At 52.4% G+C, this 24473-nt stretch carries 16 protein-coding genes, 2 tRNA genes and 3 rRNA genes; 13 read left to right on the top strand and 8 right to left on the bottom strand.

The window, feature by feature from the left end; all coding sequences use genetic code 11:
- Positions 1 to 9 precede the first annotated feature (9 nt).
- A complete protein-coding gene (yjeH, locus tag AAHF05_RS01885) occupies positions 10 to 1248 on the top strand; it encodes an L-methionine/branched-chain amino acid transporter (protein WP_129324146.1) in 1239 nt (412 codons plus the stop codon).
- A 33-nt stretch (positions 1249 to 1281) separates the two neighbouring features.
- Here the strand turns inward: yjeH and AAHF05_RS01880 are convergent, their stop codons facing one another.
- Positions 1282 to 1746, bottom strand: coding sequence for an FxsA family protein (locus tag AAHF05_RS01880; RefSeq protein ID WP_164881345.1), 465 nt, complete (start codon positions 1744 to 1746; stop codon positions 1282 to 1284).
- A 335-nt stretch (positions 1747 to 2081) separates the two neighbouring features.
- Between AAHF05_RS01880 and aspA the strand changes: the two genes are divergently transcribed.
- The 6 genes from aspA (at position 2082) to AAHF05_RS01850 (ending at position 7867) form a co-directional block, all read left to right on the top strand.
- Positions 2082 to 3518: an aspartate ammonia-lyase gene (aspA, locus tag AAHF05_RS01875; protein ID WP_003855923.1), complete on the top strand. Its 1437-nt coding sequence runs from the start codon at positions 2082 to 2084 to the stop codon at positions 3516 to 3518.
- 115 nt (positions 3519 to 3633) lie between these two features.
- Positions 3634 to 4935 carry an anaerobic C4-dicarboxylate transporter gene (locus AAHF05_RS01870; RefSeq protein WP_028016415.1) on the top strand — a complete coding sequence of 434 codons (1302 nt, stop codon included), beginning with the start codon at positions 3634 to 3636 and terminating at the stop codon, positions 4933 to 4935.
- Positions 4936 to 5048: 113 nt separating this feature from the next.
- Positions 5049 to 5372, top strand: coding sequence for a divalent cation tolerance protein CutA (gene cutA / locus AAHF05_RS01865; protein WP_028016414.1), 324 nt, complete (start codon positions 5049 to 5051; stop codon positions 5370 to 5372).
- The gene (locus AAHF05_RS01860) at positions 5348 to 7039 is read left to right on the top strand and encodes a protein-disulfide reductase DsbD (RefSeq protein ID WP_129324147.1); all 1692 of its coding nucleotides are present in this window, start codon (positions 5348 to 5350) and stop codon (positions 7037 to 7039) included. The genes cutA and AAHF05_RS01860 overlap by 25 nt, the downstream gene beginning before the upstream one ends.
- A gap of 49 nt (positions 7040 to 7088) precedes the next feature.
- Positions 7089 to 7664 (top strand): transcriptional regulator, encoded by a 576-nt coding sequence (locus AAHF05_RS01855; RefSeq protein ID WP_129324148.1) that lies wholly within the window; start codon positions 7089 to 7091, stop codon positions 7662 to 7664.
- Between the two features lie 127 nt (positions 7665 to 7791).
- Positions 7792 to 7867: transfer RNA gene (locus tag AAHF05_RS01850), tRNA-Phe, on the top strand.
- A 223-nt stretch (positions 7868 to 8090) separates the two neighbouring features.
- On the opposite strand, the gene rrf is transcribed toward AAHF05_RS01850, so the two are convergent.
- The 4 genes from rrf to AAHF05_RS01830 form a co-directional block, all read right to left on the bottom strand.
- Positions 8091 to 8206 (bottom strand): 5S ribosomal RNA (rrf, locus tag AAHF05_RS01845).
- A 72-nt stretch (positions 8207 to 8278) separates the two neighbouring features.
- A 23S ribosomal RNA gene (locus AAHF05_RS01840) occupies positions 8279 to 11183 on the bottom strand.
- 192 nt (positions 11184 to 11375) lie between these two features.
- Positions 11376 to 11451: transfer RNA gene (locus tag AAHF05_RS01835), tRNA-Glu, on the bottom strand.
- Between the two features lie 85 nt (positions 11452 to 11536).
- Positions 11537 to 13076 (bottom strand): 16S ribosomal RNA (locus AAHF05_RS01830).
- Together the 16S, 23S and 5S rRNA genes with 1 tRNA gene alongside form the textbook arrangement of a ribosomal RNA operon.
- Before the next feature lie 515 nt (positions 13077 to 13591).
- Between AAHF05_RS01830 and AAHF05_RS01825 the strand changes: the two genes are divergently transcribed.
- Positions 13592 to 14545 carry a nickel/cobalt transporter gene (locus AAHF05_RS01825; protein WP_129324889.1) on the top strand — a complete coding sequence of 318 codons (954 nt, stop codon included), beginning with the start codon at positions 13592 to 13594 and terminating at the stop codon, positions 14543 to 14545.
- A gap of 34 nt (positions 14546 to 14579) precedes the next feature.
- Here the strand turns inward: AAHF05_RS01825 and proP are convergent, their stop codons facing one another.
- Positions 14580 to 16082 (bottom strand): glycine betaine/L-proline transporter ProP, encoded by a 1503-nt coding sequence (gene proP, locus AAHF05_RS01820; protein ID WP_028017885.1) that lies wholly within the window; start codon positions 16080 to 16082, stop codon positions 14580 to 14582.
- 648 nt (positions 16083 to 16730) lie between these two features.
- Here proP and kdgT point away from each other — a divergent pair.
- Positions 16731 to 17723 carry a 2-keto-3-deoxygluconate transporter gene (gene kdgT / locus AAHF05_RS01815; RefSeq protein ID WP_129324888.1) on the top strand — a complete coding sequence of 331 codons (993 nt, stop codon included), beginning with the start codon at positions 16731 to 16733 and terminating at the stop codon, positions 17721 to 17723.
- Positions 17724 to 17780: 57 nt separating this feature from the next.
- On the opposite strand, the gene AAHF05_RS01810 is transcribed toward kdgT, so the two are convergent.
- Positions 17781 to 18656 (bottom strand): diguanylate cyclase regulator RdcB family protein, encoded by an 876-nt coding sequence (locus tag AAHF05_RS01810; RefSeq protein WP_374936431.1) that lies wholly within the window; start codon positions 18654 to 18656, stop codon positions 17781 to 17783.
- Positions 18653 to 21007, bottom strand: a complete 2355-nt coding sequence (gene crfC, locus AAHF05_RS01805; protein WP_129324887.1) for a clamp-binding protein CrfC — start codon at positions 21005 to 21007, stop codon at positions 18653 to 18655. The genes AAHF05_RS01810 and crfC overlap by 4 nt, the downstream gene beginning before the upstream one ends.
- Positions 21008 to 21602: 595 nt before the next feature.
- Here crfC and AAHF05_RS01800 point away from each other — a divergent pair.
- The 4 genes from AAHF05_RS01800 (at position 21603) to phnD (ending at position 24422) form a co-directional block, all read left to right on the top strand.
- A complete protein-coding gene (locus tag AAHF05_RS01800; RefSeq protein ID WP_028017889.1) occupies positions 21603 to 21938 on the top strand; it encodes a zinc ribbon domain-containing protein YjdM in 336 nt (111 codons plus the stop codon).
- Positions 21939 to 22018: 80 nt separating this feature from the next.
- Positions 22019 to 22456: a VOC family metalloprotein YjdN gene (yjdN, locus tag AAHF05_RS01795; protein WP_049007707.1), complete on the top strand. Its 438-nt coding sequence runs from the start codon at positions 22019 to 22021 to the stop codon at positions 22454 to 22456.
- A gap of 136 nt (positions 22457 to 22592) precedes the next feature.
- Positions 22593 to 23381 (top strand): phosphonate ABC transporter ATP-binding protein, encoded by a 789-nt coding sequence (gene phnC, locus AAHF05_RS01790; RefSeq protein WP_129324886.1) that lies wholly within the window; start codon positions 22593 to 22595, stop codon positions 23379 to 23381.
- Positions 23382 to 23405: 24 nt separating this feature from the next.
- Positions 23406 to 24422, top strand: coding sequence for a phosphonate ABC transporter substrate-binding protein (phnD, locus tag AAHF05_RS01785; RefSeq protein WP_028017892.1), 1017 nt, complete (start codon positions 23406 to 23408; stop codon positions 24420 to 24422).
- The last annotated feature ends 51 nt before the right edge of the window (positions 24423 to 24473 follow it).

The following is a 24473-nucleotide window of genomic DNA, read 5'->3' as shown; positions in this document are numbered from 1 at the left end:
GCGATGTCAATGAGTGGACTCAAGCAGGAGTTGGGACTGGCGCAAGGCGTTGGCCTGCTCTCAACCTCCTTGTTAGGAACGGGCGTATTTGCCGTACCCGCACTGGCGGCGATGGTATCCGGAAATAACAGCCTGTGGGCGTGGCCGGTACTGATTGTGCTGGTTTTCCCAATAGCCATTGTGTTTGCCATCCTGGGGCGGCATTTTCCCAACGCAGGCGGCGTGGCGCATTTTGTCGGGCTGGCCTTTGGCCCGCGGTTGCAGCGTGTTACCGGCTGGCTGTTTCTCTCCGTCATTCCGGTTGGCCTGCCTGCGGCGCTTCATATTGCGACCGGCTTTGGCCAGGCGCTGTTTGGTTGGCATAATGAGCAGTTGCTGTTAGCCGAACTGGGTACGCTGGCGATTGTCTGGTGGGTCGGTTCGCGCGGAGCCAGTTCCAGTGCCAATCTGCAAACGCTGGTCGCAATCCTTATCGTCGCACTGATTGTCGCTATCTGGTGGGCAGGAAATCTCACCGTAGCGGAAATTCCCTTCCCGGCACTCAAGGATGTCGACCATTCGCAGCTTTTCGCTGCGCTTTCCGTCATGTTCTGGTGCTTTGTTGGACTTGAAGCGTTCGCCCATCTGGCTTCCGAGTTTACGCAACCTGAACGCGATTTCCCGCGCGCGCTGATGATTGGTCTGTTGTTGGCGGGAACGGTCTATTGGGCGTGTACCGTGCTTGTGTTGCACTTTAACGCATTCGGGGCGGATAAAGCGGCTGCCGCCTCGCTACCAGGCATTGTGGTGCAATTGTTTGGGGTGAAAGCCCTGTGGGTGGCCTGCGTGATTGGTTATCTCGCCTGTTTTGCCAGCCTCAATATCTACACTCAGAGTTTTTCCCGCCTGGTGTGGTCGCAAGCGTTGTACAAGCCTGAAAGCCGGCTCGCGCGTCTGTCAAAACGCCAGCTTCCATTATCTGCTCTGAATGCCGTGCTGGGTTGTTGCGTGCTGAGTACGCTGTGTATTTACGCCCTGAATATCAATCTGGATGCGCTGATCGTCTACGCCAACGGCATTTTCATTATGATCTATCTGCTGTGCATGCTGGCGGGTTGTCGGCTGCTGAAAGGTCGCTACAAAGTACTGGCGGTCATCGGAGGTGTGCTTTGCCTGTTACTACTGGCGATGGTGGGATGGAAGAGCGTGTACGCTATTGTCATGCTGGTAGGGCTGTGGCTGTTTTTACCAAAACGGCAGAATCCGTAGGCCCGGTAAGCGAAGCGCCACCGGGCAAAAAAATCAATGATCGTCTTTATGGTCTAAACGGTCGTGCTGTTCATCCTTACGCTGATACTCCCCTTCAAACGTATCACCCGGGCCGGTGCTGAACCCACCGCCCGGCATACGGCTAAAGCGCAGATGCGGCAGCAGCTTCATAGTCAGGTGCTTTTGCACCGGTGGCAGAAGCAATAAAAGGCCGAGGAAGTCGGTGAAGAACCCCGGCAGAATCAGCAGCAGACCCGCAATAATCAGCGACACGCTTTTGATCATCTCCGCGGCCGGGCTTTCACCTGCAGCCATCTTCTGCTGCATTATCAGGAAATTTTTGAAACCCTGATTACGCACCAGCGACATGCCGATGACAGAGGTGAAAATCACCAGAATCAGCGTCAGCAGGACGCCCAGCACATGGGCAACCTGGATGAAAATGGAAATCTCAATGTAAACATAGAGAAAGAAAGCAATAAACGGTATCCAGCGCACTGGCATCTCCTGTGTGGCAGGTGCCGTTGGGCCCCTGTCTGAATGTGTTCGCGACGCGCGTTTGTATGAAATGGTGACGGTTAGCGAAATTTCAATCAGTTTGCACGGATATTTTTTTTGGAAATATTAAAGCGGTGACTCATTTCACAGATTAATAATTATCATGGAATCGGCTCGATAATAAGTGATCCAGCTTACGGCAATTCGCTATCATCAGCATATGATCTCGAGCATCTGGCTGATTGAGGGAATAATCGTCGGTCAGAAAATATTCAAAACCACATTAATACTGTGTGTTTAGTACAATCCATCGGCAGCTTGAAAAGAAGGTTCACATGTTAAACAACATTCGTATCGAAGAAGACTTGTTGGGTACCAGGGAAGTTCCAGCGGATGCCTACTACGGTGTCCACACTCTGAGAGCGATTGAAAACTTCTACATCAGCAACAGCAAAATCAGCGACATCCCTGAATTTGTCCGTGGCATGGTGATGGTGAAAAAAGCCGCAGCACTGGCCAACAAAGAGCTGCAAACCATTCCTAAAAGCGCGGCAAATGCGATTATCGCGGCCTGCGATGAAGTGCTGAACAACGGCAAATGCATGGACCAGTTCCCGGTTGACGTCTATCAGGGCGGTGCGGGCACTTCTGTCAACATGAATACCAACGAAGTACTGGCAAACATTGGCCTGGAGCTGATGGGTCACCAGAAAGGTGAATACCAGTACCTGAACCCGAACGACCACGTTAATAAATGCCAGTCCACCAACGACGCCTACCCTACCGGTTTCCGTATCGCGGTGTATGCCTCTGTAGTGAAACTGGTGGACGCGATTAACCAACTGGGCGATGGCTTCCAGCGTAAAGCGGTTGAGTTCCAGGATATCCTGAAAATGGGTCGTACCCAATTACAGGACGCAGTGCCAATGACCCTCGGCCAGGAATTCCACGCGTTTAACGTGCTGCTCAACGAAGAAACGAAAAACCTGCTGCGCACCTCCGAGTTGCTGCTTGAAGTGAACCTGGGCGCAACCGCCATCGGTACACGTCTGAACACCCCGGATGGCTATCAGCAACTGGCGGTACAGAAACTGGCTGAAGTCTCTAACCTGCCGGTTGTCCCTGCAGAAGACCTGATTGAAGCGACCTCCGACTGCGGCGCTTACGTGATGGTACACAGCGCCCTGAAACGTCTGGCGGTGAAACTGTCCAAAATCTGTAACGACCTGCGCCTGCTCTCCTCTGGTCCGCGTGCGGGTCTGAACGAAATCAACCTGCCAGAACTGCAGGCGGGCTCGTCCATCATGCCAGCCAAAGTGAACCCGGTTGTGCCTGAAGTGGTGAACCAGGTCTGCTTCAAAGTCATCGGTAATGACACGACCGTGACCATGGCCTCTGAAGCGGGTCAGTTGCAGCTGAACGTGATGGAGCCAGTGATTGGCCAGGCGATGTTTGAATCCATCCACATCCTGACCAACGCCTGCTACAACCTGCTGGAAAAATGCATTAACGGCATCACAGCGAATAAAGAAGTCTGTGAAGGTTATGTCTATAACTCCATCGGGATCGTCACCTACCTCAACCCGTTCATCGGCCACCACAACGGTGACATCGTCGGTAAGATTTGCGCCGAAACCGGTAAGAGCGTACGTGAAGTGGTTCTGGAACGCGGACTGTTGACCGAAGCCGAGCTGGACGATATTTTCTCGGCCCAAAACCTGATGCACCCGGCATATAAAGCGAAACGATATACCGATGAAAGCGAACAGTAACCGTTCAGGCTAGGCTTCTTAAGGCACGTCACTTGTGACGTGCCTTTTTTCTTTATAAGCGTTACCAAAATACAACAATTCAATATCAACTTGTTAATAAGCAAGGCAGGTCCTTATGTTTGGAGCAGAACTCGTCATCGTCTTGTTGGCGATTTATTTGGGAGCAAGACTCGGGGGTATCGGCATCGGTTTTGCCGGCGGTCTCGGGGTGCTCGTTCTTACCCTTATCTTTCAGATCAAACCCGGTGCAATACCTTTTGACGTTATCGAAATCATCATGGCAGTTATTGCCGCTATCGCAGCGATGCAGGTGGCAGGCGGTATGGACTACCTGGTGAGTCTGGCGGAGCGTATGCTGCGCCGCCATCCAAAATACATCACCTTCCTTGCCCCACTGGTGACCTGGTTTATGACCATTCTCGCGGGAACCGGACACACCGCATTCTCCACGTTGCCGGTGATTACCGAAGTGGCGAAAGAGCAAGGTATTCGTCCTTCTCGTCCGCTCTCCATTGCGGTAGTTGCGTCGCAGATTGCAATCACCGCGTCGCCAATTTCCGCTGCCGTAGTCTTCTTCGCCGGTATTCTTGAACCAATGGGCGTGAGTTACCTGACGCTGCTGGCGATCTGTATTCCGGTGACGCTGATTGCGGTGATGATTACTGCCGTACTGTGTAACTTCCTTGGCGCCGAGCTGAAAGACGATCCGGTGTATCAGGAACGTCTGGCTAAGGGTGAAGTGAAACTGCGTGGTAGCCAGGTCTTCGAACTGAAACCGCATGCAAAACGCTCCGTATTGCTGTTCCTGATCGGTATCGTCGCAGTCATGTTCTACGCGACCGCCATCAGCGACACGGTGGGCTTGATCCAGAACCCGGTGCTGCCGCGTAACGAAGCGATTGTGGTGTTCATGTTGACCATCGCGACGCTGATTAGCATCACCTGTAAAATTGACACCAGCGAAGTGCTGAACGCCAGCACCTTTAAATCCGGTATGAGCGCCTGTGTCTGCGTACTGGGCGTTGCATGGCTCGGTGATACCTTCGTGAAAGCACACATCAGCGACATTCAGACCGTTGCGGGTGACCTGCTGCACAACTACCCATGGCTGTTGGCGGTAGTCCTGTTCTTCGCCGCTACCCTGCTTTACTCTCAGGCGGCGACCACCAAAGCACTGATGCCTGCGGCACTGATGCTGGGCGTAACGCCACTGACGGCAATCGCTTCGTTTGCGGCGGTTTCTGCTCTGTTTGTTCTTCCAACCTATCCAACTCTGCTGGCCGCAGTGGAGATGGACGACACCGGCTCAACCCGTATCGGTAAATACGTGTTTAACCATGCGTTCCTGATCCCGGGTGTGGTCGCCATTACGTTGTGCGTGATCCTCGGATTTATCATCGGCGGCATCGTGCTGTAAACCATACGTTGTTGTAAAAATAGTTAAAATCGGGCCGCTCTGCGGCCCGATTCATTAATGACCAATCGCCTCGCGTGATATAGTGAAGACTTTCGTGATGAGGAGGTCGACTTGTGAACACGCCTGATGCTGTTGTCGTATTGTGCACCGCCCCTGATGAAGCCTCTGCCCAGGATCTCGCCGCCAAAGTGCTGGCCGAAAAACTGGCTGCCTGCGTGACGCTCCTCCCCGGAGCCACCTCCCTTTACTGCTGGGAAGGTAAACTGGAGCAGGAGTACGAAGTCCAGATGCTGTTAAAAACGAATCAGGCGAACCAGCAGGCACTCCTGGACTGCCTCAAATCTCATCATCCTTACCAAACCCCAGAGCTGCTGGTGTTGCCAGTAGTCCACGGCGATAACGACTATCTCTCATGGCTCAACGCTTCCTTACGCTGATCCTGCTGCTGTGCAGCACGTCAGTATTTGCCGGGTTGTTTGACGCACCCGGCCGTTCGAATTTTATCCCTGCCGACCAGGCGTTCATTTTCGATTTTCAGCAAAATCAGCACGACCTGAATCTCAACTGGCAGGTCAAAGAGGGGTATTACCTCTACCGCAAGCAGGTAAGCATCACGCCAGCTCAGGCAAACGTGGGCGCTTTACAGATGCCACCTGGCGAGTGGCATGAGGATGAGTTTTACGGCAAAAGTGAAATCTATCGCCAGCGCCTGAGCGTGCCTGTTACGGTGAATCAGGCCGATAAAGGCGCCACGCTGACGGTGACCTATCAGGGGTGTGCGGATGCCGGGTTCTGTTATCCCCCTGAAACGAAGGTGGTTCCACTCAGTGAAGTGAAAGCGTCAACCACGGTTACCCCTCTTCCTTCGGGCGAGAAGCGTGAAGCTCCCGCTGACCTTCCGTTCTCCGCACTGTGGGCCTTACTGATTGGCATTGGCATTGCTTTTACCCCCTGCGTGCTGCCGATGTATCCGCTCATCTCTGGCATCGTGCTGGGCGGTAAGAAACGCCTTTCCACCGCCCGCGCACTGCTTCTGGCCTTTATTTACGTGCAGGGTATGGCGCTTACCTATACGGCGCTCGGCCTTGTGGTCGCCGCTGCCGGGTTACAGTTCCAGGCAGCACTGCAGCATCCTTACGTTCTTATTGGCTTGTCGGTGATCTTCATCCTGCTGGCACTGTCGATGTTCGGCCTGTTTACTCTGCAGTTACCGTCGGCTTTGCAAACCCGCTTAACGCTGATGAGTAACCGTCAGCAGGGGGGCTCTGCAGGCGGCGTGTTTGCGATGGGGGCGATTGCCGGTCTTATTTGTTCCCCGTGTACTACGGCCCCACTGAGCGCCATCCTGCTCTACATCGCCCAGAGCGGCAATATGTGGCTCGGCGGGGGTACGTTGTACCTTTATGCTTTAGGGATGGGTCTACCGCTCATTCTGGTAACAGTATTTGGTAATCGTCTGCTGCCTAAGAGTGGTCCGTGGATGGAAACGGTGAAAACCGCGTTTGGCTTTGTCATCCTCGCGCTGCCGGTATTCCTCCTTGAGCGTATCATTGGCGACGTCTGGGGCTTGCGCCTATGGGCGATGCTCGGCGTAGCATTCTTTGCCTGGGCATTTCTCGTCAGCCTGGGGGCGAAACAGCCATGGATGCGCCTGGTGCAAATCCTGCTGCTGGCTGCCGCGCTGGTGAGCATACGCCCTCTGCAGGACTGGGCGTTCGGCACACCGGTGGGTCAGACACAAGCGCATCTGAACTTCACCCAAATTAAAAACGTGGATGAACTCAACAGCGCCCTGGCAGAGGCAAAAGGTAAACCGGTGATGCTCGATCTCTATGCTGACTGGTGTGTCGCCTGTAAAGAGTTCGAAAAATACACCTTTAGCGATCCACAGGTGCAAAGTGCCCTGAAAGAGACTGTTCTCCTCCAGGTGAACGTTACAGCCAACAGTGCACAGGACAAGGTCCTGCTGAAACAACTTAATGTTCTCGGTCTGCCAACCATTTTGTTCTTCAATGAACAGGGGAAAGAGCAGCCGGAACAGCGCGTAACCGGGTTTATGGATGCGGCGGCTTTCAGCACACATTTGCGCGATCGCCAACCGTAAACAACACTTTAGACGGGACAAACCGTTGGGAATAGCGGAGGAGAAAACCGTGCAACGTGAAGACGTACTGGGACAAGCCCTGCAATTACTTGAGATTCAAGGGATCGCCAGCACCACGCTTGAGATGGTAGCCGACCGTATCGATTACCCTCTGGATGAGCTTAAGCGCTTCTGGCCGGATAAAGAGGCACTGCTTTATGATGCTCTGCGCTATCTCAGCCAGCAGGTTGATGTCTGGCGCAGGCAACTGATGCTGAACGAAGAACTGACAGCGGAACAAAAGCTGCTGGCGCGCTATACCGCCCTGACCGAATGTGTCAGTAACAACCGTTATCCGGGCTGCCTGTTTATTGCAGCCTGTACGTTCTATCCTGACACTGGCCATCCTATCCATCAGTTGGCGGATCAGCAAAAACGGGCGGCGCATGACTTCACCCACGAACTGCTGACCACACTGGAAGTGGATGACCCGGCAATGGTGGCTAAGCAGATGGAGCTGGTACTGGAGGGTTGTCTGAGCCGCATGCTGGTAAACCGTAGCCAGGCTGATGTCGATACGGCACATCGCCTGGCTGAAGACATTCTGCGCTTTGCTCAATGCCGTATGGGCGGAGCATTGACGTAAACGAATCGGCTAAATTGGGCTGATTCGGCGCGTAAACCGTCAGATTGCCGCAAACTTAAGCAGTTGAACAGCTTTTCCTGAAATAATGTTGACGATAAGGCCTGATTGCGGTTTAATGCGCTCCGTTGCCCGGATAGCTCAGTCGGTAGAGCAGGGGATTGAAAATCCCCGTGTCCTTGGTTCGATTCCGAGTCCGGGCACCACTATTTAAAGAACCCAGCCTATGGCTGGGTTTTTGCTTTTCTGCGTTTATCAAACCTCAAATGTTGTTTCCACCGCTTAAATCATCTTTCAAAGAAACCAAGTGGCTGGCCTTACCATGTTCTATGGGCGCTACTGAAGGCAAGGCAAAGTCACTACCTGACATTTTTCACGCACAAAGCAAAAAACCCCGTACCTTACGGTACGGGGTTCTTCTTGTTTGATGCCTGGCAGTTCCCTACTCTCACATGGGGAGACCCCACACTACCATCGGCGCTACGGCGTTTCACTTCTGAGTTCGGCATGGGGTCAGGTGGGACCACCGCGCTAAAGCCGCCAGGCAAATTCTGTTAATCTGTATCAGAGCTGAAATTTGATTGTCTGTCTCTTCGCCGAAACAGCTTCGGCGTTGTAAGGTTAAGCCTCACGGTTCATTAGTATCGGTTAGCTCAACGCATCGCTGCGCTTACACACCCGACCTATCAACGTCGTAGTCTTCAACGTTCCTTCAGGACCCTTAAAGGGTCAGGGAGAACTCATCTCGGGGCAAGTTTCGTGCTTAGATGCTTTCAGCACTTATCTCTTCCGCATTTAGCTACCGGGCAGTGCCATTGGCATGACAACCCGAACACCAGTGATGCGTCCACTCCGGTCCTCTCGTACTAGGAGCAGCCCCCCTCAATTCTCCAGCGCCCACGGCAGATAGGGACCGAACTGTCTCACGACGTTCTAAACCCAGCTCGCGTACCACTTTAAATGGCGAACAGCCATACCCTTGGGACCTACTTCAGCCCCAGGATGTGATGAGCCGACATCGAGGTGCCAAACACCGCCGTCGATATGAACTCTTGGGCGGTATCAGCCTGTTATCCCCGGAGTACCTTTTATCCGTTGAGCGATGGCCCTTCCATTCAGAACCACCGGATCACTATGACCTGCTTTCGCACCTGCTCGAGCCGTCACTCTCGCAGTCAAGCTAGCTTATGCCATTGCACTAACCTCCTGATGTCCGACCAGGATTAGCTAACCTTCGTGCTCCTCCGTTACTCTTTGGGAGGAGACCGCCCCAGTCAAACTACCCACCAGACACTGTCCGCAACCCGGATTACGGGTCTACGTTAGAACACCAGCCATTAAAGGGTGGTATTTCAAGGTCGGCTCCACGCAGACTGGCGTCCACGCTTCAAAGCCTCCCACCTATCCTACACATCAAGGACCAGTGTTCAGTGTCAAGCTATAGTAAAGGTTCACGGGGTCTTTCCGTCTTGCCGCGGGTACACTGCATCTTCACAGCGAGTTCAATTTCACTGAGTCTCGGGTGGAGACAGCCTGGCCATCATTACGCCATTCGTGCAGGTCGGAACTTACCCGACAAGGAATTTCGCTACCTTAGGACCGTTATAGTTACGGCCGCCGTTTACCGGGGCTTCGATCAAGAGCTTCGCGTTGCCGCTAACCCCATCAATTAACCTTCCGGCACCGGGCAGGCGTCACACCGTATACGTCCACTTTCGTGTTTGCACAGTGCTGTGTTTTTAATAAACAGTTGCAGCCAGCTGGTATCTTCGACTGATTTCAGCTCCACCCGCAGGGGCTTCACCTACATATCAGCGTGCCTTCTCCCGAAGTTACGGCACCATTTTGCCTAGTTCCTTCACCCGAGTTCTCTCAAGCGCCTTGGTATTCTCTACCTGACCACCTGTGTCGGTTTGGGGTACGATTTCGTGTTACCTGATGCTTAGAGGCTTTTCCTGGAAGCAGGGCATTTGTTACTTCAGCACCGTAGTGCCTCGTCATCACACCTCAGCGTTAATAAGGTACCGGATTTACCTGGAACCTCCGCCTACATGCTTAAACCGGGACAACCGTCGCCCGGCTAACATAGCCTTCTCCGTCCCCCCTTCGCAGTAACACCAAGTACAGGAATATTAACCTGTTTCCCATCGACTACGCCTTTCGGCCTCGCCTTAGGGGTCGACTCACCCTGCCCCGATTAACGTTGGACAGGAACCCTTGGTCTTCCGGCGTGCGGGCTTTTCACCCGCATTATCGTTACTTATGTCAGCATTCGCACTTCTGATACCTCCAGCATCCCTCACAGGACACCTTCAACGGCTTACAGAACGCTCCCCTACCCAACAACACATAGTGTCGCTGCCGCAGCTTCGGTGCATGGTTTAGCCCCGTTACATCTTCCGCGCAGGCCGACTCGACCAGTGAGCTATTACGCTTTCTTTAAATGATGGCTGCTTCTAAGCCAACATCCTGGCTGTCTGTGCCTTCCCACATCGTTTCCCACTTAACCATGACTTTGGGACCTTAGCTGGCGGTCTGGGTTGTTTCCCTCTTCACGACGGACGTTAGCACCCGCCGTGTGTCTCCCGTGATAACATTCTTCGGTATTCGTAGTTTGCATCGGGTTGGTAAGCCGGGATGGCCCCCTAGCCGAAACAGTGCTCTACCCCCGAAGATGAGTTCACGAGGCGCTACCTAAATAGCTTTCGGGGAGAACCAGCTATCTCCCGGTTTGATTGGCCTTTCACCCCCAGCCACAAGTCATCCGCTAATTTTTCAACATTAGTCGGTTCGGTCCTCCAGTTAGTGTTACCCAACCTTCAACCTGCCCATGGCTAGATCACCGGGTTTCGGGTCTATACCCTGCAACTTAACGCCCAGTTAAGACTCGGTTTCCCTTCGGCTCCCCTATACGGTTAACCTTGCTACAGAATATAAGTCGCTGACCCATTATACAAAAGGTACGCAGTCACACCACGAAGGTGCTCCCACTGCTTGTACGTACACGGTTTCAGGTTCTTTTTCACTCCCCTCGCCGGGGTTCTTTTCGCCTTTCCCTCACGGTACTGGTTCACTATCGGTCAGTCAGGAGTATTTAGCCTTGGAGGATGGTCCCCCCATATTCAGACAGGATACCACGTGTCCCGCCCTACTCTTCGAGTTCACAACCTGTGCATTTTCGTGTACGGGACTATCACCCTGTATCGTCGGACTTTCCAGACCGTTCCACTAACACACAAGCTGATTCAGACTCTGGGCTGCTCCCCGTTCGCTCGCCGCTACTGGGGGAATCTCGGTTGATTTCTTTTCCTCGGGGTACTTAGATGTTTCAGTTCCCCCGGTTCGCCTCGTTAACCTATGTATTCAGTTAACGATAGTGTGACGAATCACACTGGGTTTCCCCATTCGGACATCGCCGGGTCAAAGGTTCATATCACCTCGCCGGCGCTTTTCGCAGATTAGCACGTCCTTCATCGCCTCTGACTGCCAGGGCATCCACCGTGTACGCTTAGTCGCTTAACCTCACAACCCGAAGATGTTTCTTTCGATTCATCATCGACTTGCGAAAATTTGAGAGACTCGAACACACATAACATGTGTGTCGTTTCAATTTTCAGCTTGATCCAGATTTTTAAAGAGCAAATATCTCAAACATGACTCGTAAGTCAGTTTTGAGATATGACGGCAGGTGACTTTCACTCACGAACCAGCAAGTGGCGTCCCCTAGGGGATTCGAACCCCTGTTACCGCCGTGAAAGGGCGGTGTCCTGGGCCTCTAGACGAAGGGGACGTATAAGTCTCAATCGCAAGACGCCTTGCTATTTACTTTTCATCAGACAATCTGTGTGAGCACTACAAAGGCAGGTTCTTTAAGGTAAGGAGGTGATCCAACCGCAGGTTCCCCTACGGTTACCTTGTTACGACTTCACCCCAGTCATGAATCACAAAGTGGTAAGCGCCCTCCCGAAGGTTAAGCTACCTACTTCTTTTGCAACCCACTCCCATGGTGTGACGGGCGGTGTGTACAAGGCCCGGGAACGTATTCACCGTAGCATTCTGATCTACGATTACTAGCGATTCCGACTTCATGGAGTCGAGTTGCAGACTCCAATCCGGACTACGACGCACTTTATGAGGTCCGCTTGCTCTCGCGAGGTCGCTTCTCTTTGTATGCGCCATTGTAGCACGTGTGTAGCCCTACTCGTAAGGGCCATGATGACTTGACGTCATCCCCACCTTCCTCCAGTTTATCACTGGCAGTCTCCTTTGAGTTCCCGGCCGGACCGCTGGCAACAAAGGATAAGGGTTGCGCTCGTTGCGGGACTTAACCCAACATTTCACAACACGAGCTGACGACAGCCATGCAGCACCTGTCTCAGAGTTCCCGAAGGCACCAATCCATCTCTGGAAAGTTCTCTGGATGTCAAGAGTAGGTAAGGTTCTTCGCGTTGCATCGAATTAAACCACATGCTCCACCGCTTGTGCGGGCCCCCGTCAATTCATTTGAGTTTTAACCTTGCGGCCGTACTCCCCAGGCGGTCGATTTAACGCGTTAGCTCCGGAAGCCACTCCTCAAGGGAACAACCTCCAAATCGACATCGTTTACGGCGTGGACTACCAGGGTATCTAATCCTGTTTGCTCCCCACGCTTTCGCACCTGAGCGTCAGTCTTTGTCCAGGGGGCCGCCTTCGCCACCGGTATTCCTCCAGATCTCTACGCATTTCACCGCTACACCTGGAATTCTACCCCCCTCTACAAGACTCTAGCCTGCCAGTTTCGAATGCAGTTCCCAGGTTGAGCCCGGGGATTTCACATCCGACTTGACAGACCGCCTGCGTGCGCTTTACGCCCAGTAATTCCGATTAACGCTTGCACCCTCCGTATTACCGCGGCTGCTGGCACGGAGTTAGCCGGTGCTTCTTCTGCGGGTAACGTCAATTGCTGAGGTTATTAACCTCAGCACCTTCCTCCCCGCTGAAAGTACTTTACAACCCGAAGGCCTTCTTCATACACGCGGCATGGCTGCATCAGGCTTGCGCCCATTGTGCAATATTCCCCACTGCTGCCTCCCGTAGGAGTCTGGACCGTGTCTCAGTTCCAGTGTGGCTGGTCATCCTCTCAGACCAGCTAGGGATCGTCGCCTAGGTGAGCCGTTACCCCACCTACTAGCTAATCCCATCTGGGCACATCTGATGGCAAGAGGCCCGAAGGTCCCCCTCTTTGGTCTTGCGACGTTATGCGGTATTAGCTACCGTTTCCAGTAGTTATCCCCCTCCATCAGGCAGTTTCCCAGACATTACTCACCCGTCCGCCGCTCGTCACCCGAGAGCAAGCTCTCTGTGCTACCGCTCGACTTGCATGTGTTAGGCCTGCCGCCAGCGTTCAATCTGAGCCATGATCAAACTCTTCAATTTAAAAGTTTGATGCTCAATGTTTCTTTATTTCTAAAGAAAAGAACTTCGTAATGAATTACGTGTTCACTCGTTGAGACTTGGTATTCATTTTTCGTCCGAAGACGTTAAGAATCCATGTCACTTTGAGTGCCCACACAGATTGTCTGATAAATTGTTAAAGAGCAGGTGCAACGCGGCTTTCAGCTCACCGTTGCGAGGTGGCGTATATTACGCTTTCCTCTTTCAGAGTCAACCCGTTATTTCAGGATTTTTTCTCTTCAACCGACCGGGCTGTTTGTGAAGTGATTCACATCCGCCGTGTCGATGGAGGCGCATTATAGGGAGTTCTCCGCAGGCCGCAACCGAAAAGTTGCAAAAAAATGACTGACTGCTGCATTCCCCAGCAAAACCCCGGTTTATACCCATTTACACACAGACTTATCCACATTTGTTCATGGATCCTGGCGTGATCCTGCGAACCGAGGAGGAAGATCAACTATACTAGCGGCAAATATTCTCCTCCGCAGGCCACCTTCATGACCACACAACGCCTCACCCGTGACTGGCGTATCCCCACAGCAGGGCTAATGTTGCTGGCGATCCTCTTTGCCGGTTTTACCCTGCATACGCACTGGAATGCCTTTATCCAGTGGTGCCTGGCCACGCAAATTACGCTGCACCGTTATCTGGTGATGTATTTGCTGCAGCTTAATAACCACCAGTACAGCGGCGGATTATGGCTATTAACGGGGGCTTTCCTTTATGGCGTTCTCCACGCCATTGGCCCCGGGCACGGAAAGTTCATCGTGACGACCTACCTGACTACAAATAAGGAAAGCGAGCTGGCCGCCTGGGTTGTCCCTTTCCTTGGCAGCCTGATGCAAGGCGTCAGCGCCATTCTTTTTGTCTTTATTCTGGCAGTCGGGTTTAACCTCGCGTCAGGGGATATCAGTACCAGCCGCTGGTATGTTGAGAAGATAAGCGCAGTACTCATTGGCGCATTTGGTGCATTTATCATTTACCAGTCGCTAAAGAGCCTGCGTCCGCACAGGATGACTATTTCAGCCATCAAGCCCCTCCATCAGCATGACGAACACTGTGGCTGTAGCCACCATGGTGTGGGAGCAAATCTGACACAAGGTGACTGGAAAACCCGCCTGGGTGTGATTCTGGCAATTGGCGCACGCCCGTGTAGTGGGGCAATCATGATCCTGATGTTCTCGAACGCGCTGGGCATTGTCACCTGGGGGATGGCCGCAGTAATGACCATGTCTCTGGGAACGGCACTCTCTATTATGGGACTTTCACTGGCTGTACGTTACGCCCGTGAGCGCACCGTGGCCTGGTTTGGAGGAAGCGCCTCACTAAAATGGCTGGTACCGGTAGTCAAAATAGCCGGAGGGATAGTCCTGATCCTGTTCGCGACGATCCTATTCCTGACAGTGATCCCCATCAGCGCCAATGGCGACTACATCGCCGCCGGATGCTAGTAAAAGAAAACCCGCCGTTGGCGGGTTTCATTTATTACTCGTTGATGCGTGGATGCTGATCCACGAGTCGGGAGCGTTTTTTCTGCAGTTCTTCAATCTCTGCGTCAATATCCTCAATCTTCTGCTCTACATTATCGTAGTGCTCACGCAGGATCTCTTTCGCTTCCTGAATATCGGATGCGGCAGGCGTCGCCCCTTTCAATGGACGATTTGCCGTCTCCTTCATAGCAATACCGGTAATCAAGCCAATCACCGCAATCACCATCAGGTAATAAGCAGGCATCATCAGGTTCTGCGTACTCTCCACCAGCGAGGCGGCAAGGGTCGGGGTCAGACCGGCAATCAGCACCGAAATGTTAAAAGCTGCGGCCAGCGCACTATAGCGAATGTGTGTCGGGAACATCGCGGGTAATGTGGAGGCCATCACCCCAATAAAGCAGTTGAGGATCACTGCCAGCATCAGCAGACCCGCGAAAATCAGCCCCAGTACATTACTGTTAATCAGAATGAATGCCGGGATTGCCAGAGCAAACAGACCAACACTCCCCAGGATAATAAACGGTCGACGGCCAAAGCGGTCACTTAACAGACCCATAATCGGTTGCACAAACAGCATACCGACCATAATGGCGATAATAATCAGCACACCGTGATCTTCCGAGTAATGCAAGTTATGCGACAAATAGCTCGGCATGTAAGTCAACAGCATGTAGTAGGTGACGTTGGTAGAAATAACCAGACCAATACAGGTCAGCAGGCTGCGCCAGTGCTTGGTGGCAATCTCTTTGAACGACACCTTCGGACCTTCCTGCAGCCCTTCACGGTCACCCTGTTCCAGTTTTTCGACGTGCTGCTGGAATGCTGGGGTCTCTTCAAGCGCATGACGCAGGTACAGACCAATGATCCCCAGCGGCAAGGCCAGGAAGAACGGGATACGCCAGCCCCAGTCGAGGAAATTATCTTCCCCTACCACAGTTGAAATCAGTACTACTACGCCCGCGCCCATGACAAACCCGGCAATAGAGCCAAAGTCCAGCCAGCTCCCCATAAAGCCACGCTTACGGTCTGGGGAATACTCTGCGACGAAGATCGAAGCACCGGTATACTCCCCACCCACGGAGAAGCCCTGGGCCATCTTACATATCAGCAGCAGAATCGGCGCCCAGATCCCGATCGTGGCATACGACGGGATCAAGCCGATACAAAACGTACTGATCGACATAATGACGATGGTGATGGCAAGGATCTTCTGGCGACCATATTTATCGCCGAGCATACCGAAGAACAGGCCGCCCAGCGGGCGAATCAGGAAGGGAACGGAAAACGTACCCAGTGCGGCAATCATCTGCAGGCTGGGGTCAGCCCCGGGGAAGAACACTTTACCTAACGCATAGGCCACAAAGCCGTAGACACCAAAATCGAACCACTCCATCGCATTACCGAGCGAAGCTGCGGTAATGGCTTTACGCAATTTTGCGTCATCAATGATGGTGACGTCGCGAAGTGTGATGGGTTTAATCTTTTTCCTTCTCAGCATAACTATCCTCGTAGACTCGGCCCTGTCTGTTTCACAGTCCAGTTTGCGTTCTGTGAACCATGGGATCCGCTCCATGCGAATCGCCTTATTCAAGCGTAGCAGGTTTACTTACATTGACGTTTTACGTCGATACAACCGAACCTGTTGACGCCTGTCTGGGCAGTTAATGACCTTTTTACCCTACCAGCGTTTATATTTGTGATCAACTTCACGCTAATTTGCGCATAAGGTCAACTGAGTTAAGTTTTTGTCAATTAGCGCCAATAAGACCTTCCTCATTCCCCCTACAAGAATATCCTCACGCGCGTCATTATTTCTTTTGTAACGGAAAAACAAACCGCATTAATTCACATTAGATTTACATAACTCCGCCCATCAAGAACCCATCCGAAAATTTACATTGAATATGTGACAAATATAACTAAAACATCGTTTTGTTTTTGTTGAATCAACATTCCATTTATCGCATGATAAATCCGAATACAACGTTCCATGTTTTTTCAAACATAGATAAACGAGAACACACGTTTATTTCTTGCTGCATGGCTATCGAAATAAATTCACGAATAAAAAATCAAGCAATTGAATTAATTGACTTATTTTTAGCGATCACCACCCGTTTCGCGGGTTCAGATGTGAGGGTTATAGATGAAGATTAAGGCCACGATAGAACGCATACCTGGCGGCATGATGCTGGTTCCGCTGGTACTGGGTGCCATCCTGAATACCCTGGCTCCTGATACCGGGGCTTATTTTGGTGGTTTCACAAAAGGAATGATAACGGGCACGGTTCCCATTCTGGCCGTCTGGTTTTTTTGTATTGGCGCATCCATTAATTTGCGGGCAACGGGTACCGTATTACGGAAATCCGGAACGCTGGTGATAACCAAAATAGCGGTTGCCTGGGCTGTAGCGATGATATGCGCAATGTTCATTCCGGAGAATGGAATTCAGACCGGGTTCTTCGCCGGTTTATCCGTTCTGGCAATTGTCTCTGCGATGGATATGACCAACGGTGGATTGTATGCCAGCCTGATGCACCAGTATGGAACGAAAGAAGAGTCGGGGGCATTTGTATTGATGTCTCTGGAATCCGGCCCGCTGATGACGATGCTGATTCTGGGGTCTGCTGGCCTGGCATCATTTGAACCCCACCACTTTGTCGGCGCGATCCTGCCATTCCTGATTGGTTTTGCCCTGGGTAACCTGGATCACGACTTGCGTGACTTCTTTAGCAAAGCCACTCCAGTACTGATCCCGTTCTTTGGTTTCGCGTTGGGTAACACCATCAATCTGAATGTCATTCTCGATACAGGCCTGCTGGGTATTGTGCTGGGCGTGGCTGTCATCATCATCACCGGTATTCCGCTGATTATTGCCGACCGCGTGATTGGAGGAGGAAACGGAACGGCGGGTGTCGCCGCCTCTTCAGCCGCAGGTGCGGCGGTAGCAAACCCGGTGATCATTGCCCAAATAAATCCGGACTTCGAACCGGTGGCCGCGTCAGCGACGGCACTGGTTGCTGCCAGCGTGATTGTTACCGCGATCCTGGTGCCCATCATCACGGCGCTGTATGCAAAACGTTACGGAAATAGGCAAGAGTCCCAGCCTGAACCGAAACCAATAGAAATGAATCATTAACACATCACATCTGCCCCCCTTTTCCCCGTGGGGAAAGGGGGCAGATGTGTAAGGGATTCACCCAAAAATCTCTTCCATCATCCCATCCACCAACCGTTTTGCCGAACAGAGCCTCGGCATACCCAGCGCGACGGTTTGCCAGTTTTGCGTCACTGACCAGCTCACAGGATGCTTATCCGCCTGGCACCAGTCACCCAACCAGCCCAGCATATCTTTATGATCGATCAATCCAGGAGAAGCAGGCGTCGTTAACCACTGGTGATAAAAATGGCGAGTAGAGGGAGAGGCATTGATGCCTTGCGCCAGATAGTTCGCCGCCATGCTGCGTAAGTTATCCTTGAGCATTGCCGACACATCTTCATTGGCCAGGCGACATGCGTCGCCAAATTCCCCCCAGCGCAGTTCTTCCAGGACGACAAAGCAGCGCCCGGCCAGAGACCAGCCATCATAGAGCCCGGCTCGCCAGCGGGTAAAAATTTGCTCACTGTGCTCACCCGCCTGCACCGTTAATCCGCGTTGGGTCAGCGCCTTTTCTTTATAAGCTGCACGTTGGGTAAAATGAGAGGAGAGTTCAGCGTACTGCTGCATCAGGCCCGGTGATTGCGGAGCCCGCGGGTGAGTCTGCTGACGCAGCGCCATCAGTTTATCGGCCATCAGCGTCAGCGCGAGATGACCGGGGTCAAGCATACCGGCCAGTTTTTCTGCCAGCCCAAGGCGCAACGCCGCATTTTCATTGAGCATTCCAGCCATTGCCCAGGGCCGTAGCCGGGTATGCGTCATGATCTCCTGAGTCAAACGCTCACGAAACTGCAGCTGTTGTGGTCCCTGGTGGGGATGACGCGGCGCATCGACACCCTGCACCAGATCGACCATAAATTTTGGATTAATGCACTCCAGCGTTCTCCCGGGACCGTCCAGTAGTTGTGTTGTCATGGTTGCTCTGCCGCGAATAGAGTTTGAATGTCATCGCGTAACAGTCGGGTATCTTCCTGAATCCACGTCGCAGTAGTAATACTTTGCTTCAACAACTGGCAGAGCGCTCGGGTTGAATGCTCATTTTGTTGACGCACTGCGAGGCTATCACGCAAGCTTTCCTGTAACCCGGTCAGGCATAACGAAAATTCTGCAAAGAACGTTGCCATTCCTGCCGTAACAGAGACATCGACCTGCGCGGATAAAGCTTTACGGATTTGTTCACAAAACTGCTCAATATGTTGCTTAAATTTGTCATGTAGCTGTGCAATATCGATAACATAACGCGTGCGCGTTTCGACGTAATCATCCCAACCCCAGCCGGGGTTATTGAGCCAGCGAGAGACCGTTTCACGCATGCTACTCCCGCCAGATGATTGGCCTGCCGGAGTGTTATCCTGCGCAATTGCATCGTTAAACAGCGCCCGCGTGTTGAAGTTAAGCTGGTTAGCCTGAAACGCCGGGAAGCTAATTCGTGCGCGAAAACCGGCATGGCTCAGATGTTCTTTAATACGCGTTTCAATAGGCCGCATCGCTTCATTCAGTGAACGCGCAAGCGTAGACTCCAGCTGATCAAAACGTAACGCCAACTCCCGACAGATCTTCGTCTGCGCATCCAGCATGACCAGCTCGCAGGAGGAACGGATTTTACTCAGCACAATCTGCGCCTGTCCCTCATCTTCCAGCGTCAGCTGTTTAAGCGCTTCCGGTTCATCGCGACGAAGATTCAGCGGATCATTCCCGGCCAAATCAAGAATATTGGGACGGCTAAAAACATGACCAATCGCCTGCTGAAGCGCACTTTTCTGCAACGCCATAAAGTCATCCGTTGCATTCAGCGCCTCCTCGACTTCATGTTTCACTTCATCGCTGACCACCTGCTGACGCGTCTGCAGCTGCGCCATATCCTCTTCAATTCGCGTAATGTTAAGTTCGAGTTCCTCAAAGGCCACAGTCAGCCCCTGATAACGAAAATCGAGATACTCCCGGGCATTTTGCGCGTAGTTTAGAAGCTTATGCGACGCCGAACGCAGCGCAAATAACGACGCATTGGCATAGGCGGCGTAGATCAGTTTGCGTATCGGTTGTTCAAATAACGAGTCTTCCCACAACAGATCGGCGGCATGACGAATATGGTCGATATCATCCAAATCCGCTGTACGCCAACGACGCCCAAGGGCAGCTTCGGCAAAATCCTGAACCCAGGGCTGCTCCTGGTGATCCGGCAGTTGTCCGTGGGTAATCATCTCGTAGCGGGCGCGGTTCGCCAGATACGCCCACATTGATGAAACAGGATAGATCTGCCCGGGCGAAATATTGCCTTTCATGAGCGTGCCAGAGATCATCGCCCTGATCTGTTCTTCATCGTCGCTATTACGATCTTTCTGATCGAATTTATTGACCAGGGCATACAACGGCACTGATTTTCCCGCGACCGAAATAGCCTGGCGGACCTCTTCATCAGAAATAGATTTAAGCTGGGTGTAATCCATCACTGCCAGCACTGCCGATGCACGGGACAACTGCTCGCTAAGCATTTTTTGCAGATGCGGTTGCCCGGCCTCATTAGGCCCTGGGGTATCGAGCAGCGTCAGCTGACCGAGGTGGGCATCCAGACCCGCAAGATGTACGAACTCTACTTCGATCACCGGAATGTGTTCGATAGCCGCGTACTCAGAGAAGGGAAATTCGACACCCAGCGCCAGGGAGAGTCTGACGAGGTCATTGAGGCTTTTCAGACAATGAAATATCGGCTGCGCGCCCAGGTGATGCTTCTCAAAAGCTTCCCCTTTTTCAATTCGCTCCAGCAGCATATTCATGTCTTTATCAATTTCCAGACGCTGAGCCAGTTTCCCACGATCGTTATCGCAGAGCTTTTTCTGTAGCAGTTGGATCAAATCATCAATCGGCGAGACATGAGAGAAATGCAGTACAGGCTCCTTCTGACCCGGTGTATGACGGATCAATGTCGGTAGCGCTGTCATCGGACGATTGCGGTTCGGCAACACTTCCGTGCCCACAATCGCATTAATAGTGGTCGATTTCCCCGCTTTCATGGTACCAACAATAGCCAGAACCATTTCCAGACGCGTTATTTTCCGTAATTCATTATTCAACATTGCCTGCTGTGCTTCGACACCGCGCGCACTAAAATGCAAAGGCAAGACGTTGTTCTTTTCACCCGTAATCGCCGCCGTGGTGCTCTCCAGCATCGCCGTCGGCACTGATTTCAGCGTATCGAGATTTTGCAGGGCAAGCTGTAACAAACGCTCTGCTTCCTGGCTTAATTCAAAAATGGTCTGTGTGTGCATGATAAAAGCCTTTCCTTAACGCAAATTTATTACTTTTATTAAGCCACTGGTTTTTATTATGTTGTTCAGGCTTATATGATCACGTGTGGAAAACATGTTCGCCGAAATATAACTGATTGATGCTAATCAGAAATAATTCACTATCCTTGCATGGCGTGTGAAGCTCTCCTCCTGGCCTGACGGCCAAAAGAAAAAAGCGTAGCCCATTTTTAAGAAGCTTCAGGATATATCATCGTTATTTACCCACCTAAAAAGAGAGGTAATGCGTCACCACCATAAGATATGAATGGCGGGGAAGTCCGGAGATAAATAACAATGTGTTGCTTCACCTTATCCGAAATGAAGGAGCGTAGCAATTTGCTGCAATAAAATATTCGATATATTTAACGCCATTTCTTCCCACCGTGTTAATGGCATAAGCATCGCTTAACTGACTGACAGGAAATGTCACTCGCTATACACTTTTTGCATTTTTTTAATCAACAATGTCACCGACAACCGTGTGGATTTGCGCTATACTTGCCGCCTTTTTCGGCGCACTGCCGTCATTTAGCTGGCACTTTCCAGCGCGTTAACACTTTTTGAGGATACCGATATGCAACTCCCACACTGCCCAAAATGCAATTCTGAATACACCTATGAAGATAATGGCATGTTTATCTGCCCGGAATGTGCCCATGAATGGAATGATGCCGAGCCATCACACGATGCTGATGCACTTGTCGTAAAAGATGCGAACGGCAATCTGCTGGCGGATGGCGACAGCGTCACCGTGATTAAAGATCTGAAAGTGAAAGGCAGCTCTTCCATGCTGAAGATTGGTACCAAAGTGAAGAATATTCGTCTGGTTGAAGGCGATCATAATATCGACTGCAAAATTGACGGCTTTGGTCCGATGAAACTGAAATCTGAATTCGTGAAAAAGAACTGATTGACCTGCCCGGTGGCGCTTCGCATACCGGGCATTCAGGAACTACACTTAACGAGCTTTTCTTACGTGAGGTAAAGATTATGCCGTTAAGTCCCTACATCTCATTCGCCGGTAACTGCGCAGAGGCCACCGCCTTCTATCAGCAAGCCGTCGGTGCCGAGCTCCTCTATAAAATCACCTTCGGCGAAATGCCAAAAAGCGATAACAGCGAAGAAGGCTGTCCGTCCGGTATGCAATTTCCGGATTCGGCGATCGCTCACTCTAACGTCCGCATTGCGGGCAGCGATATCATGATGAGCGACGGGATGCCGCCAGGCAGCAACGCTCAGTATGCAGGCTTCACGCTGGTTCTCGACACCCAGGACGTCAATGAAGGCAAACGCTGGTTCGACAATCTCGCCGTGGGTGGGAATATCGAAATGGCCTGGCAGGAAACCTTCTGGGCACATGGTTTCGGTAAAGTCATCGATAAATACGGCGTGCCGTGGATGATTAACGTCGTTAAGCAGCAGCACTAATTTTCGGGCGGTGGGCGGTCTGCCTCCGCCTGTCATCAAACTCCGCTCAACTCTTCAAATTCCCGCAACCCAGACTTAACCCAAATGTCATATTGATGCGCCAGCATGAGGCCACATTTATCGTGAGGCCCAGCATATGCAAACTGTCATCCGCGTCGAGAAACTGAGCAAGACCTTTCATCATAACAAGGCCCTGCATGCCGTTGATCTGACCGTCCAGCAGGGCGAAATGGTGGCACTGCTGGGGCCATCTGGTTCAGGTAAGTCCACCCTTCTGCGCCACCTGAGCGGCCTTATTACCTGCGATAAAGCACCGGAAAGTCACGTCGAACTGCTGGGTAACACCGTCCAGCGCGCGGGCCGTCTGGCGAGTGATATCCGTAAAAGCCGCGCGCAAACAGGCTATATCTTCCAGCAGTTCAACCTGGTGAACCGCCTGACGGTGCTGGAGAACGTCCTGATTGGCGCACTCGGCAGCACGCCGTTCTGGCGCACCTGTCTGCGCTGGTTTTCCCCTTCTCAGAAACAACAGGCGTTGCAGGCGCTGACTCGCGTTGGCATGGCGCATTTCGCCCACCAGCGTGTCTCCACCCTGTCCGGTGGTCAGCAGCAGCGCGTGGCGATTGCCCGTGCGCTGATGCAAAAAGCCAAAGTGATCCTGGCCGATGAGCCGATTGCCTCGCTCGACCCGGAATCTGCGCGCATCGTGATGGAAACCCTGCGCGACATTAACCAGAACGACGGCATCACCGTGGTGGTGACGCTGCATCAGGTGGATTACGCCCTGCGCTACTGCGAGCGCATTGTCGCGCTGCGTCAGGGGCTCGTGTTCTTTGATGGCGCAAGCCATCAGTTTGATAACGACCGTTTTGACCATCTCTACCGCAGCATTAACCGCGTCGACGAGAACGCGCAGGCTGCATAACCCAACCCGATCCGAGGAAAGTACATGAGCTACAAAGCCGTTGCCGCACTGGCCTTTACCAGTATGTTCAGCATCAGCACCCTGTTAAGCCCTGCGTACGCGGAAGAACAGGAAAAAGCGCTGAACTTCGGCATTATTTCGACGGAATCACAGCAGAATCTCAAACCTCAGTGGGAACCGTTCCTGAAAGATATGGAAACCAAACTGGGGATCAAGGTGAACGCCTTCTTCGCGCCGGATTACGCCGGCATCATCCAGGGGATGCGCTTTAACAAAGTGGACATCGCCTGGTACGGCAACCTCTCTGCGATGGAAGCAGTCGATCGCGCGAACGGTCAGGTCTTTGCCCAGACCGTTGCGGCAGATGGCTCCCCGGGTTACTGGAGTGTGTTGATCGTTAATAAAGACAGCCCAATCAATAACCTCAACGACATGCTCGCCAAACGCAAAGATCTGACCTTTGGTAACGGCGACCCGAACTCCACCTCTGGCTTCCTGGTCCCTGGCTACTACGTCTTCGCCAAAAACAACGCGTCTGCCAGTGACTTCAAGCGCACCGTCAACGCCAGCCACGAAACTAACGCCCTGGCCGTGGCCAACAAGCAGGTGGATGTTGCCACCAACAACACCGAAAACCTCGACAAGCTGAAGACCTCCGCACCGGACAAACTCAAAGAGCTGAAGGTCATCTGGAAATCACCGCTGATCCCGGGCGACCCGATTGTATGGCGCAAAAATCTCTCTGAGAGCACCAAGGACAAGGTCTACGACTTCTTTATGAACTACGGCAAAACGCCGGAAGAGAAGGCAGTTCTGGCGAAACTTGGCTGGGCGCCGTTCCGCGCATCCAGCGACCTGCAGCTGGTGCCGATTCGCCAGCTGGCGCTGTTTAAAGAGATGCAGGGCGTGAAGGATAACAAAGGTCTGAAGGACGAAGAGAAGACCAGCAAAGTGTCTGAAATTCAGGCCAAGCTGGAAGACCTGGACCGCCTGACTGCGGCGCTGAGCGCGATGACCAGCGTGAATAAAGCGGTTCAGTAGATCTTTTCTCCCTCTCCCTGTGGGAGAGGGGACTAAACCCAAAGGAGCCAA

The organism is Enterobacter adelaidei, assembly GCF_041937165.1.
Taxonomy (GTDB): Bacteria; Pseudomonadota; Gammaproteobacteria; order Enterobacterales; family Enterobacteriaceae; genus Enterobacter; species Enterobacter adelaidei.
Note: the sequence above shows the minus strand (reverse complement) of the source record. Positions and strands in the feature narration are given on the sequence as shown.

Excerpts from the sequence above, each read along its gene's own strand:
- yjeH (WP_129324146.1), top strand. The coding sequence starts at position 10 with ATGAGTGGACTCAAGCAGGAGTTGGGACTGGCGCAAGGCGTTGGCCTG.
- aspA (WP_003855923.1), top strand. The coding sequence starts at position 2,082 with ATGTTAAACAACATTCGTATCGAAGAAGACTTGTTGGGTACCAGGGAA.
- AAHF05_RS01870 (WP_028016415.1), top strand. The coding sequence starts at position 3,634 with ATGTTTGGAGCAGAACTCGTCATCGTCTTGTTGGCGATTTATTTGGGA.
- AAHF05_RS01860 (WP_129324147.1), top strand. The coding sequence starts at position 5,348 with ATGGCTCAACGCTTCCTTACGCTGATCCTGCTGCTGTGCAGCACGTCA.
- AAHF05_RS01825 (WP_129324889.1), top strand. The coding sequence starts at position 13,592 with ATGACCACACAACGCCTCACCCGTGACTGGCGTATCCCCACAGCAGGG.
- proP (WP_028017885.1), bottom strand. The coding sequence starts at position 16,082 with ATGCTGAGAAGGAAAAAGATTAAACCCATCACACTTCGCGACGTCACC.
- kdgT (WP_129324888.1), top strand. The coding sequence starts at position 16,731 with ATGAAGATTAAGGCCACGATAGAACGCATACCTGGCGGCATGATGCTG.
- AAHF05_RS01810 (WP_374936431.1), bottom strand. The coding sequence starts at position 18,656 with ATGACAACACAACTACTGGACGGTCCCGGGAGAACGCTGGAGTGCATT.
- crfC (WP_129324887.1), bottom strand. The coding sequence starts at position 21,007 with ATGCACACACAGACCATTTTTGAATTAAGCCAGGAAGCAGAGCGTTTG.
- AAHF05_RS01800 (WP_028017889.1), top strand. The coding sequence starts at position 21,603 with ATGCAACTCCCACACTGCCCAAAATGCAATTCTGAATACACCTATGAA.
- yjdN (WP_049007707.1), top strand. The coding sequence starts at position 22,019 with ATGCCGTTAAGTCCCTACATCTCATTCGCCGGTAACTGCGCAGAGGCC.
- phnC (WP_129324886.1), top strand. The coding sequence starts at position 22,593 with ATGCAAACTGTCATCCGCGTCGAGAAACTGAGCAAGACCTTTCATCAT.
- phnD (WP_028017892.1), top strand. The coding sequence starts at position 23,406 with ATGAGCTACAAAGCCGTTGCCGCACTGGCCTTTACCAGTATGTTCAGC.